At 33.4% G+C, this 13,363-nt stretch carries 11 protein-coding genes; 9 read left to right on the top strand and 2 right to left on the bottom strand.

Annotation, left to right across the window (positions count from 1 at the left end):
• Positions 1–3: 3 nt before the first annotated feature.
• Entirely contained in the window at positions 4–783 is a 780-nt protein-coding gene (locus ABD859_RS16535; protein WP_345145699.1) for an O-methyltransferase, read from the top strand.
• 384 nt (positions 784–1,167) lie between these two features.
• On the opposite strand, the gene ABD859_RS16530 is transcribed toward ABD859_RS16535, so the two are convergent.
• The gene (locus ABD859_RS16530; RefSeq protein WP_345145698.1) at positions 1,168–1,827 is read right to left on the bottom strand and encodes a DUF6565 domain-containing protein; all 660 of its coding nucleotides are present in this window, start codon (positions 1,825–1,827) and stop codon (positions 1,168–1,170) included.
• Between the two features lie 293 nt (positions 1,828–2,120).
• Between ABD859_RS16530 and ABD859_RS16525 the strand changes: the two genes are divergently transcribed.
• The 8 genes from ABD859_RS16525 to ABD859_RS16490 all read left to right on the top strand — a co-directional run bounded on the left by ABD859_RS16525 (position 2,121) and on the right by ABD859_RS16490 (position 12,605).
• Positions 2,121–2,807, top strand: coding sequence for an ABC transporter ATP-binding protein (locus tag ABD859_RS16525; RefSeq protein ID WP_345145697.1), 687 nt, complete (start codon positions 2,121–2,123; stop codon positions 2,805–2,807).
• Positions 2,808–3,026: 219 nt separating this feature from the next.
• Positions 3,027–3,596 (top strand): cob(I)yrinic acid a,c-diamide adenosyltransferase, encoded by a 570-nt coding sequence (locus ABD859_RS16520; protein WP_345145696.1) that lies wholly within the window; start codon positions 3,027–3,029, stop codon positions 3,594–3,596.
• A gap of 263 nt (positions 3,597–3,859) precedes the next feature.
• On the top strand, positions 3,860–4,081 hold the full coding sequence (locus tag ABD859_RS16515) for a DUF2795 domain-containing protein (protein WP_007138072.1): 222 nt from the start codon (positions 3,860–3,862) through the stop codon (positions 4,079–4,081).
• A gap of 85 nt (positions 4,082–4,166) precedes the next feature.
• The gene (gene secA / locus ABD859_RS16510) at positions 4,167–7,508 is read left to right on the top strand and encodes a preprotein translocase subunit SecA (protein ID WP_345145695.1); all 3,342 of its coding nucleotides are present in this window, start codon (positions 4,167–4,169) and stop codon (positions 7,506–7,508) included.
• Between the two features lie 190 nt (positions 7,509–7,698).
• The gene (locus tag ABD859_RS16505; protein ID WP_345145694.1) at positions 7,699–8,076 is read left to right on the top strand and encodes a hypothetical protein; all 378 of its coding nucleotides are present in this window, start codon (positions 7,699–7,701) and stop codon (positions 8,074–8,076) included.
• 226 nt (positions 8,077–8,302) lie between these two features.
• On the top strand, positions 8,303–8,644 hold the full coding sequence (locus ABD859_RS16500) for a hypothetical protein (RefSeq protein WP_345145693.1): 342 nt from the start codon (positions 8,303–8,305) through the stop codon (positions 8,642–8,644).
• A gap of 92 nt (positions 8,645–8,736) precedes the next feature.
• A complete protein-coding gene (locus ABD859_RS16495) occupies positions 8,737–10,896 on the top strand; it encodes a TonB-dependent receptor (RefSeq protein ID WP_345145692.1) in 2,160 nt (719 codons plus the stop codon).
• 104 nt (positions 10,897–11,000) lie between these two features.
• Positions 11,001–12,605, top strand: a complete 1,605-nt coding sequence (locus ABD859_RS16490) for a PepSY domain-containing protein (protein WP_345145691.1) — start codon at positions 11,001–11,003, stop codon at positions 12,603–12,605.
• Between the two features lie 86 nt (positions 12,606–12,691).
• Here ABD859_RS16490 and ABD859_RS16485 read toward each other — a convergent pair whose 3' ends face one another.
• Complete coding sequence (locus tag ABD859_RS16485; protein WP_345145690.1) at positions 12,692–13,357, bottom strand: TrmH family RNA methyltransferase; 666 nt, start codon at positions 13,355–13,357, stop codon at positions 12,692–12,694.
• Positions 13,358–13,363: the final 6 nt, after the last annotated feature.

Genomic DNA, 13,363 nt, shown 5'->3' with positions numbered 1-13,363 from the left:
AGCATGTTTTTTCAAATCAAATCGTATTTAAATTTTCTTTGGAATTCTACAAACGAACACGGTGTTCACTCACCATTTGTTTTTAATCTACTAACGAAATGTTTTTACGATAAAAAGCCTAAACCAGAATATCAAATCCTGAAAAATTACAGAAAGTCACTTCTTGAAAACAAAAATTTTATTGAAGTAACAGATTTCGGTGCGGGTTCAAAAGTCTTTAAATCAAATAAAAGACAAATTTCAAAAATAGCCCAAACGGCTGGAATTTCACCAAAACGTGCCGAACTACTATTTCGCGTAACGCAATATTTTAAGCCAAAAAATATTCTGGAAATTGGAACTTCATTAGGTTTGGCTACTTCTGCCCTAGCACTAGGAAATACAAATGCAAACGTAATTACAATTGAAGGCTGTCCGCAAACTGGAGGCACAGCCAAAAATCAATTAAACAAATTTGACTGCAAAAATGTTGAAAGTATAATTTCTGAATTTGAATCTTTCTTAATTTCTGAAAACTTAAACTCTACTGTTTTCGATTTAATATATTTTGATGGAAATCATTCAAAAAAAGCAACTTTAACGTATTTTGAAACATTGCTTTCAACCATTAATAATGATTCTGTCTGGATTTTTGATGATATTCATTGGTCACCGGAAATGGAAGAAGCTTGGGAGATTATAAAAAATCATCCAAAGGTTAAAGTTACAATTGATACTTTTCAATGGGGTTTTGTATTTTTTAGATACGAACAGGAAAAGGAACATTTTACAATTCGAGTATAAAACAAGGTTAAAACAGTTCTTTTCAATTTATATATTGTTTTGTTCCATAGGAACATTTCGTTGGTAGAAAATCGTATTGACATTAGAGGTTTACGTTCCGTAGGAACGTTGGATTATTGATATCGTTTTTAATAATTGCATCCGTCAAACATTCCCAACGGAATGCTATTAAAATTTAAGAAATCAACTTTACACTTTTTTTGTTCCATAGGAACATTTCGTCGGTAGAAAAATTATATTAATTAAGGTTTACGTTCCGTAGGAACGTTTGATTTTGACATTATTTTTAATATTAAAATTTTATGAGAATATCTTACCATTCACACATAAAAAAAAGACGATCAAAAATGATCGTCTTTTTTATTTCAAACGCAGTTTAAAATTCTATTTTTTAGCGTCTTTATTCTCTTCAGATTTAGCACCCATTCTGTTAACGGTGTACATTGGCGCAAATTTCACTTTTAAACCTGCAATTTTTCTATTATCTTCTGCTGTAAGTCCTTCTTTTTCAACTGTATTTTTACGGCTGTCAAGAGCTTCATACATCAGCTTAACTTCATCCCAGTCTTCTCTGGAATATTTATCCTTATTATTTTCTACAGTGTGAACGAACTGCTGATAAACACTATGAATATTTTGAGCATTTACCCAGCTAAAATTCATATCATCACCAATTTTTCCTGCACCAAACAAAGCATCTCTTAATTGTTGTTTTGGACTTGGCGCCGGAGGGGCAAAAACGGTGGTCATCTCATTTTTAAATTCTTCATATTTAATTTTACTGGCATTTACTTTTTCTGTTGCTGCCGAATTATCTTTAAGATCTGCTAATGCAGTTTGGGCTTCCTGAGATCTTCTATCATACTCAGCATCAACCGCTTTCCAGTCTGCTTTTAAATTTTCTGCAGATACATTTTTTACAGAATCGACGTAGGCTACATAAGAGTCGATTGTTTTTTGAGCTTTTTCTTGTTTTTCATCTTTACACGATGTTAAACCTAATACTAGTAGTGTAACTGCCGCAGCTATTTTAATATTTTTCATAATCTTGATTGTTTTAATTAATTGATTAATCAAATTTACCAAATACCTATTCGAACAAATTACATTATTATCACGTTTTTAAAATTAAAAACATTTTAAAATTATAAAACTCATAAAATAATGACAATTATGCAAGATTAATTCAAAATCATATAACCATTTCTGGTATAAAAAACGTATCCATTTTAATATACATCTATAAAAAAGCTTTTGTAACAAAATCCAATTCTAAACTACTTATCATTTTTATTGAAAAGTGTTTTGTACTTTTAATTCCAAAATTGTAAAATAAAATGGCAGATCCATTAATTAAAATAACAGACATACGACGAAATTTTATACTTGGTAATGAAACCGTATATGTTTTAAAAGGAATAAATTTAGAAATCAACAAAGGTGAATATGTCGCTTTAATGGGGCCGTCAGGGTCTGGAAAATCAACTTTAATGAATTTATTAGGCTGTCTTGATACGCCAACTTCCGGAAGATATGTTTTGAATGGAAAAGATGTAAGCCAGATGAAAGACGACGAATTAGCCGGAATTAGAAATACCGAAATTGGTTTCGTTTTTCAAACTTTTAATTTGCTGCCAAGAACAACTGCATTAGACAATGTTGCATTACCTATGATTTATGCCGGATATTCTAAATCCGACAGAAATGCCAGAGCGACTGAGGTTTTAAAACAGGTAAATCTTGCCGACAGAATGGATCACCAGCCCAATCAGTTATCAGGAGGTCAGCGTCAGCGTGTGGCCATTGCCCGTGCATTGGTAAACAAACCATCTATTATTTTGGCCGATGAACCAACAGGAAACTTAGACAGTAAAACTTCTGTAGAAATCATGAAGCTTTTTGGCGATATTCATGCACAAGGCAACACTGTAATTCTGGTAACCCATGAAGAAGATATTGCAGCGTATGCACATCGTATAATTCGTTTACGCGACGGCTTAATTGAAAGCGACACAAGTAAATAATTTTAGATTTTAGATTTTAGATTTTAGATTTTAGATTTTAGATTTTAGATTTTAGATTTTAGATTTTAGATTTTAGATTTTAGATTTTAGATTTTAGATTTTAGATTTTAGATTTTAGATTTTAGATTTTAGATTTTCTGAAATTAATTCTTCGAATTAATTTCAGAAAGAAAAAACCTTAGTCCCTTTGCATCTTAGCAACTTAGTACCTTAAAAAAAATGAAAGTATATACCAAAACAGGTGATAAAGGAACAACGGCTCTTTTTGGAGGCACACGTGTTCCTAAAGATCATATTCGCATTGATAGTTACGGAACTGTTGATGAACTTAATTCACACATTGGATTAATCCGCGATCAGGAAATGGATTCACATTATAAAACCATTTTAATAGAAATTCAGGATCGCCTTTTTACAGTAGGCGCCATTTTGGCAACTCCTCAGGAAAAAGAAGTTTTAAAAAACGGCGAACTACGCTTAAAAAACCTCGGAATTATCGATTCTGATATCGAATTGCTTGAAAACGAAATAGACAAAATGGAAGAAAGTCTTCCGCAAATGACGCACTTTGTTTTGCCAGGCGGTCATCAAACCGTGTCATATTGTCACATTGCGCGCTGTGTATGCCGTCGTGCCGAACGATTAGCGGTACATTTAAGCCATAATGAACACGTTCCGGAAATCGCAATTATGTATTTAAACCGACTTTCTGACTACCTTTTTGTCTTGGCACGAAAGTTGTCCTCAGACCTAAAAGCGGAGGAGGTAAAGTGGATTCCGAGGAAATAAATTTTTCTTTAAATTCCAATTTTTTGAAATCCCAAATTCCAAAGAAAAAAAATTAAATTCTTTCGAATTATGTAAATGAATTTAAAATTTGAATTAATGCGATTTCCCGCTGTATTGCTGGAATTTGGAATTTAAATATTAGAATTTTTAATTCATTTTTGGAATTTAACAAGAGACGTTCTTAAATTTTATTAAAATAAATCAAAATTTACTTGTCTTTTTCAGTAAAAAATTTATTTTTGCACAAACTAAACAGATAACAGATGTATTGGACATTAGAATTAGCATCTTATTTAAGTGATGCGCCATGGCCTGCTAACAAAGACGAACTTATTGACTACGCTATTAGAGCTGGTGCTCCATTAGAAGTAGTAGAGAACCTTCAGTCAATCGAAGATGAAGGGGAGATATATGAATCAATGGAAGAAATTTGGCCTGATTATCCAACAGACGAAGATTATCTTTGGAATGAGGATGAATATTAAAAAATAAACCAAAGGAAAAAGTCTCATCACAGAGACTTTTTTTTTGGTTCAAATACACATTATATAATAAAGAAATACAATAATTATGAGTTTCATAAACAGCATCATTAAGGTATTTGTAGGCGATAAGTCTCAAAAAGACGTAAAAGCCCTGCAGCCTTACCTAAACAAAATTAAAACTTTCGAAACGAGCTTAATGAGTTTGTCTCACGACGAATTAAGAGCAAGAACCGTATATTTTAAAGAAAGAATTAAAGAAGCAAGAGCAGATAAAGATGCTAAAATCGCTTCTCTTAAAGCCGACGTCGAAAAAATTGAAGACATCGATAAAAGAGAAGATATTTATGATGCAATAGATGCTCTTGAAAAAGAAGCTTATGAAATCTCTGAGAAAACTTTATTGGAAATTCTTCCGGAAGCTTTTTCTGTTGTAAAAGAAACAGCTCGCCGCTTCAAAGAAAATGCTCATATTGAAGTAAGCGCAACTGCAAAAGACCGCGAATTCTCTGCAACAAAACCATATATTCAAATTGAAGGTGAAAAAGCAGTTTGGGCTAACAAATGGAATGCTGCAGGAAAAGACATCACTTGGGACATGATTCACTACGATGTTCAGTTAATTGGTGGTATGGTACTACACGAAGGTAAAGTTGCCGAAATGCAAACCGGTGAAGGTAAAACTTTAGTTGCTACCCTTCCTCTTTACTTAAACGCTTTGACAGGAAACGGAGTTCACTTAGTAACGGTGAATGACTACTTAGCAAAACGTGACAGTACATGGAAAGCACCTTTATTTGAATTCCACGGTTTATCTGTAGACTGTATCGATAACCATCAGCCAAGTACTGAAGCTAGAAAAAAAGCTTACGATGCTGATATCACTTACGGAACTAACAACGAGTTTGGTTTTGACTACTTAAGAGATAACATGGCGCACTCACCTAGTGATTTAGTTCAAAGAAAACACAATTTTGCCATTGTCGACGAGGTCGATTCTGTATTAATTGATGATGCAAGAACACCGCTTATTATTTCTGGACCAGTTCCTCAGGGAGATCGTCATGAATTTAATGAATTGAAGCCAAAAATCGAAAACTTAGTTGCACAACAGCGTCAGTTAGCGAATGGTTTCTTAGCAGAAGCTAAAAGATTAATCAAAGAAGGTAACACTAAAGATGGAGGTTTCCAATTATTAAGAGCTTACAGAAGTTTACCTAAAAATAAAGCATTAATTAAATTTTTAAGTGAAGAAGGAATTAAACAATTACTTCAAAAAACTGAAAATCAATATATGCAGGACAACAATCGTGAAATGCACAAAGTGGATGAAGCTTTGTATTTCGTGATTGAAGAAAAAAACAATCAGGTTGAATTAACAGATAACGGTATTAAATACCTTTCTGGTGATACTGATGCTGATTTCTTCGTTTTACCAGACATTGGAACAGAAATCGCTGCGATTGAAAAACAAAAATTAGACAAAGATGCTGAAGCTGAAGCCAAAGAAAGATTATTTCAGGATTTTGGTGTAAAAAGCGAACGTATCCACACTCTTACTCAGCTTTTAAAAGCTTACGCTTTATTCGAAAAAGATGTAGAGTACGTTATCATGGACAACAAAATTATGATTGTCGATGAGCAAACTGGTCGTATCATGGACGGACGTCGTTACTCTGACGGTCTTCACCAAGCGATCGAGGCTAAAGAAAACGTAAAAATCGAAGCTGCAACTCAAACTTTTGCAACAGTTACATTACAGAATTACTTCAGAATGTACAACAAACTGGCTGGTATGACCGGTACAGCTGTGACAGAAGCAGGAGAGTTATGGCAGATTTATAAATTAGATGTTGTTGAAATTCCAACAAACCGTGGCATTGCAAGAATTGATAAAGAAGATTATATCTACAAAACAACACGTGAGAAATTCAATGCCGTAATCGAAGACGTTACAGAATTATCTCAAGCTGGAAGACCAGTTCTTATTGGAACAACTTCTGTAGAGATTTCAGAATTATTAAGCCGTATGCTTAAAATGAGAGGAATCACACACAATGTATTGAATGCTAAAATGCACAAGCAAGAGGCACAAATCGTTGAAGAAGCTGGTAAAGCCGGAGTTGTAACAATTGCAACAAACATGGCTGGTCGTGGTACCGATATTAAATTATCTCCAGAAGTAAAAGCTGCAGGAGGTTTAGCAATCGTGGGTACAGAGCGTCATGATTCTCGTCGTGTAGACAGACAGTTACGCGGTCGTTCTGGTCGTCAGGGAGATCCGGGAAGTTCTCAGTTCTACGTTTCTCTTGAAGATAACTTAATGCGTTTATTTGGTTCTGAAAGAGTTGCGAAAGTAATGGACAGAATGGGATTAAAAGAAGGTGAAGTTATTCAGCATTCTATGATGACTAAATCTATCGAACGTGCTCAGAAAAAAGTAGAAGAAAACAACTTTGGTGTTCGTAAGCGTTTATTAGAATATGATGACGTTATGAACTCACAGCGTGAAGTAGTTTACAAACGTCGTCGTCATGCATTGTTTGGAGAGCGTTTAAAACTGGATATTGCAAACATGCTTTATGATACTTGCGAATTAATCGTAAGCAATAATAAAGTAACAAATGATTTCAAAGGATTTGAATTTGATTTAATTCGTTATTTCGGAATCACATCTCCAATTTCTGATGCTGATTTCACGAAATTATCAGATATTGAAATCACTGGAAAAGTGTATAAAGAGGCTTTAGCATTCTACACTGAAAAAACAGAAAGAAGCGCTAGAGAAGCTTTCCCAATCATCAAAGGAGTTTACGAAGAGCCAAACAACCATTTCGAAAGAATTGTAGTTCCATTTACAGACGGAATCAAAACTTTAAATGTGGTTACTGACTTGAAAAAAGCTTACGATAGCGAAGGCGCTCAATTAATTGCTGATTTTGAGAAAAACATCACACTTTCGATTGTTGATGAAGCTTGGAAAAAACACTTACGTAAAATGGACGAATTGAAACAGTCAGTTCAATTAGCAGTTCACGAGCAAAAAGATCCATTGCTTATTTACAAATTAGAAGCTTTCAACTTGTTTAGAGGAATGTTAGACAACGTTAACAAAGAAGTTATTTCATTCTTATTTAAAGGTGATTTACCAGCTCAAAACGTTCCTGAAATCCACGAAGCAAGAGAAGTTCGTCAAAAAGAAAACTTACAGTTAAGTAAAGACGAAATTCCAAACAGCGAAAACATCAATCGTGAAGCCGGAGAAACGCAACAACGTCAGGTAACTGAAACTATCGTGAGAGATATGCCAAAAATCAATCGTAATGATACTGTAACAGTTCAGGAAGTTGCTACTGGTAAAACAGAAACAATGAAATACAAAAAAGCTGAAAGTTTATTAGCAGCTGGGACTTGGGTTCTGGTTAATTAATAATTTTTAGTTTGTGATTTCAGTTTTTATTCTGAAACTGAATCAAATACATATATCAAACCCGACAAGTTTTAAAAACCTGTCGGGTTTCTTTTTTTAGTAATGGTTAAAAATTAAAAAAATAGTACGATTTAATACATTTGAAAACGATTAAAATGTACTTTTGCATTCGAAACAACGAAATCCATCCTTGAAGAAGATTTTTATCATATTACTTTCTTGTATCCTTATGGTGCCATCTTTTGGCAATTTCTTTGTTTATGCTTCTTTTAAAATCAATCAGGACGAAATTGTAAAAACGATCTGTGTGCAGCGCAAACAAGTTTTTAACACTTGTAACGGACGTTGCGAACTTCAAAAGAGCTTAAAAAAATACGCTGACAACGAAAAGAAAATGCAGGACAATCTAAAAGAGAAATCTGAGATTGTTTATATCCAGAATACAGTTGTAAATAACTTCAAATTAGTAGTTCCAGTCGAATCAAAAGCAGCAGTCTTCACTTCATTGGATGAGAAACCTATATCGGTTTCTATTACTATTTTTCACCCTCCATCCTATTTTATATAATTTGTATTTCAATTCCAATTGAAATAAATTTTCATTGCATTATACGCAATGAAAAAAACTTACGCATTAATTATTTTTAGAAAAATTGATTTCTATTTAAAATTCCAACAGGAAAATTTAAATATTACATTAATTATAAAACTGCGTATACTTAAATTATATCCTTTTAAAATTTATTAAACAACGAAATTCCTTGAAAAGATTTTTAATCATATTTCTTTCCTGTATGCTATTAGTTCCCTCTTTTGGCAGTTTCTTTGTTTATACTTCTTTCAAATTAAATCAGGAAGAGATTTCAAAAACCATTTGTGTACAACGTAAAATGGTTTTTAATAGTTGTAACGGTCGTTGTGAACTTCAGAAAAGTTTAAAAAAATACACCGACAACGAAAAAAGAATGCAGGATAATCTAAAAGAAAAAGCAGAAGTCATTTATATCTTAAATACAACGCTGGCTGATTTTAAATTAATAACACCAATTGAAACTGAAGTAAAACTTTTTGCTTCTCTGAATGGAAAACCTGTTTCTGTTTCAAATTCCATTTTTCATCCTCCATCCTTCATATAAATTTTAATTCCGCTTTTCAGCAATTCTGAAAAGTAACTTCTTTGGTTTAAACTAAAGAATATCGGCTAGTTTTTAAAATTTATATAATTAAAATGAAAAAAATATACTTCGTCCTATTAATCATAGGACAATGTGTTTTGGCACAAAATAAAACAAAGCAAGACACAACCAAATCTCAGGAACTTGAAAATATTTTTGTTACCGCAAATCGTACGGCTACTTTGCGAAAAGAAACTCCGGTTGCAATTAGCAAACTGACGGCAAAAACCATTCATGAAGCAAAAGCAACTGCAGTTTACGAAATCGTTAATAAAATTCCTGGTGTATTAATGGTTAATTTAGGAAACGAACAGCACATGATGTCTATTCGTCAGCCAATGACTACTAATGCTTATTATTTATATCTGGAAGATGGATTACCAATTCGTCCCATGGGAATCTTTAATCACAATGCATTATTAGAAATAAATCAGTTTAACCTTCAGAGTATTGAAGTTGTAAAAGGTCCAGTTTCTTCTTTATACGGACCTGAAGCTGTGGGCGGAACAATTAATTTAATTTCATTAAAACCGCCTGTTGATCCTGAATTTAAGTTTGGTGTTCAGGCAGATAATTATGGTTACAGAAGATTTCAGGCAGCGGGCGGCGCAACAATTGGAAAAGTTGGTTTTCATATTGCAGGAATTTCAAGTCTTCAGGAAAATGGCTGGATGACGCATTCTGATTATAATAAAGATAATCTGAATGCCAGAATCGATTATAATATTTCGTCTTCAACCAGACTGATCAGCAGCACAATGTACGGAAAATATTATTCGGACATGAGCGGAACGGTTAACGAAGAAGCTTTTAACAACAGAACATACAAAAGCTCTTCTGATTTTACTTATAGAAAATCTGATGCTTTAAGAACGCGGTTAACTCTTGAACATGACTGGAATGACAAATCAAGCAGTTACATTACCGCTTATTTGCGTGATAATAAATTGGGACAAAATCCATCGTACGGAATTAAATGGAGTCCAACTTCAAACCCAACAACAGCAAAAGGCGAGGTCAATTCTAACAACTTTAAAAGTTACGGAGCAATTGGCCAGCATACTCAAAAATTTGATTTCCTGAATACAAAAATTGTTGCCGGAGCTTTATATGATTATTCTCCAGTAACCTATTGGTCGTATGTAATTGATTTAAAAGCAAATTTGAATCCGGGAGAAGCAGGAAAACAAACTGTTGATTCTTATGAAATTATCGCTGAACATCCGGATACTAAATTAGCAGATTATTCGGCTGATATTTTTAACACTGCTGCTTATGCACAAATAAGTTTTAATCCATTTGAAAAATTAGTTTTAACAGTTGGAGGCCGTTATGACAACATGAAAGTGGATTACGATAATGCACTGGATCTTTCTTCGGGAAGTAAAGTTTATGACAAAGCGACTTTTAAAGTTGGAGCCAATTATAATCCGGTTGAATTTGCCGGTTTTTACGGAAATTATTCTCAGGGATTTGCACCTCCGGGAATTACTTCAATTTTTAGAACTAAACCCGGAACGGGAGGAACAACCGGCGTTCCGGCTGATTTTTATTATAATCTTGAACCTGCAACTTTTAACAATTATGAAGTAGGCGGATGGTTTTCTTTCTTAGAAAATAAACTAAACTTCGATTATGCTTTTTATTACATGGAAGGAAAAAACGAGTTATTAAACATCAAACTTGCAGATAATTCAACCGATTATCGTTCTGCCGGAGAAACACGTCATAAAGGAATTGAGTTTGGAGCTTCTTACAGACCGTCAAAACAATTCAATTTCCGTTTAGGCGGCACTTACGCACAGCATACTTATATCGATTTTAAACTTTCAGACAAGCCTGCAGATCCGGTTCAGAATTTAAATGGAAAAGAAATGCCTGCTGCGCCAAAATGGTCCGGAAACTCAGAAATAACATATTATCCAAACTGGCTTCCAAATCTAAGAACTTCAATCGAATGGCAGCTTGTTGGCAGTTATTATCAGGATCAGATCAATACGATAAAATATGACGGATATAATTTATTTAATGCTCGAGTGGGTTATCAATGGAGAAAAATTGAGATTTACGGAAATGTCATGAACCTGACTGATAAATTATATGCTTATAACGTTTCGAGAGCAAACACAGCGGGCGCACAGCCAACTTATACAGCTGCTGCTCCAAGAACTTTTGTATTTGGAATTCAATATAATTTTTCATTAAAAAAATAAAATTATGCCACAGATTAAAATGATTAACACAGATTAAAGAATCAACGAAAAAATTAAAAAAAATCATTTTAAATCTTTTAATCTGTGGCTTAAAAAAAACAACTATGAGTAAAGAAAAAAATAAAAAAACTTCTAAAAACAAGGATTCTAAATTTATCAAAAGAATCAAACAGCACATGTACAAATGGCATCGTGTTATTGGTTTAATTACGATTATTCCTGTCATTTTCTGGACACTATCAGGTTTAACGCATCCGTTTATGGCGCACTTTTTCAAGCCGGAAATTGCTCATGATAAACTGGAAAATCAGGTTATTGATAAATCGCAATTGCATTTTTCGATTCAGGAAGTTTTAAAGCAAAATGAATTAACACAATTCAAAAATTTTAGAATTGTTACTTTCAATAATAAAACGTATTACCAGTTAAAAACCATTTTTGGCGAACTGTGGTATTTTGATGCTTCGACAGCAAAAAAACTCGAAAATGGAGATCAGATTTATGCAGAATGGCTTTCTCGTTATTTCCTGGAGGATCAAAAAAGTCCTGTGAAACAAAGTGAAGTTGTTACCGAATTTACTTCTCAATACAAATATGTAAATCGTTATCTACCCGTTTACAAATTGACTTTTGACCGTCCTGATGCTATGGAAATTTATGTAGAAACTTCTTCAAGCAAACTGGCAACTTATAATCCGACTTCGAGACAGGCTTTTATCTGGTTTTTTGATACTTTTCATAACTGGTCTTTTATAGATGCGATTACGAACAATAGCATCCGAATTATTACGATGATTTTTTTGTTGACAATAATTGGATTTTCTGCCTTGAGCGGAATTCTGATTTATGGTTTGTTATGGAAACAATTCAAAAAAACAGACAATTTGCAGCCCAAAAAAGGATTGAGAAAATACCATCGTCAAATTGGGATTTGGATTTCTCTTTTTACTTTGACTTTTGCTTTTAGCGGTGCTTATCACGCTACTACAAAATGGTCGCCGTATACATTGTCGCAAATGGTTTATGAACCGACATTTAAAACTAGCGACATTGCTAAGGTTGCCAATACAGATTTAAATTTAGACTGGAGCCGTTTCCAAAATATTGGAATTATAATGTTTAACGACACCATTTATTACCGTTGTCAGTTGACAGAGAAGAAAAAAGGGAGATTTAAAATAGCAGAGTCAGATTCGAAATGGAAGAAAAAAGACAATTCAAATTCTGAAATTGTTTACATAAACGCTTCTACAAATCAAATTGTTCCGGGGCTTGATCTTGAATATGCTGAATTCTTAGCTTATTATTTTACAGGCGGTGCTCCAAAACTGGCTTGCTGCGAAATAGATATGGGTTCTTATGAAGAGGAAGAAGTAAATTTAGAAAATGTGAAACTTTTAGAATCAAAAGTTTTAACTGATTTTGAAAGCAGAGAATATGGCTTTGTAAACAAAAGACTTCCGGTTGTAAAACTTGCATATGACACTCCGGAGAAAACAACTTATTTTATCGAAACATCAACATCGAGACTGGCTGCAGTAATTAAAAATTCTGACAAAGTCGAGGGTTATTCATTTGCCTTTTTGCACAAATTCTTATTTATGGACTGGGCAGGAAAAAACATTCGTGACCTTTCAACTGTTTTGGCAGCGATGAGTATTTTGATTGTCAGTATTTTAGGTTTTATTTTGTTTTTAAAGAAAAGATAGTTTTGAGGTGCTAAGATTCTAAGGTTCTAAGCTTCTACGTTTTATCTTAACAGCTTAGTATCTCAGAATCTTAGCAGCTTTGAATTTTAAACTTGTGGATTATCCTGATAATAACGTGCTTCTATTCGTTTAATATCTTTTATAGAGTTTTTTGCCCAGTCTAAACGTTTTACAAGAATTTCTTCTTCAGACAATTTCCAGTCGATATCAGATCTTCTAAGTCTGTTGGTTAAACTTTGAATAATAATAGCTGCGGAAACAGAAATATTTAAACTTTCTGTAAAACCAACCATAGGTATTTTTAAGAAACCATCGGCATTGTCCATGATTTCTTTTGATAAACCTTCTTTTTCTGTACCAAAAAATAAAGCACTTGGTTTAGAAATATCAAAATCTTCGAGCATGCAGTCCTGTTCGTGCGGGGTTGTAGCAATAATTTGGTAGCCCTTGCTTTTTAAATCAGATAAACACCCTGAAACCGAATCAAAGCGGTTAATGTCTACCCATTTTTGAGCGCCCAAAGCAATTTCTTTATCAATTCGTTTACCAAATCGCTGTTCTATTACATTTAATTCCTGAATTCCAAAAACCTCACAACTGCGCATTACAGCACTCGTATTATGCATTTGATAAACATCTTCTACCGCCACGGTAAAATGTTTGGTACGGTTTTCTAATACCTTTAAAAAATTACTTTTTCTGTTCTCTGTTAATATATTTTCTAAAAATGCTAGGTAATCTAAATCAATCATTTTGTA

Origin of the sequence: Flavobacterium ginsengiterrae (assembly GCF_039539785.1) — a bacterium.
GTDB lineage: Bacteria > Bacteroidota > Bacteroidia > Flavobacteriales > Flavobacteriaceae > Flavobacterium > Flavobacterium ginsengiterrae.
This window is presented reverse-complemented; position numbering and strand designations above follow the sequence as displayed.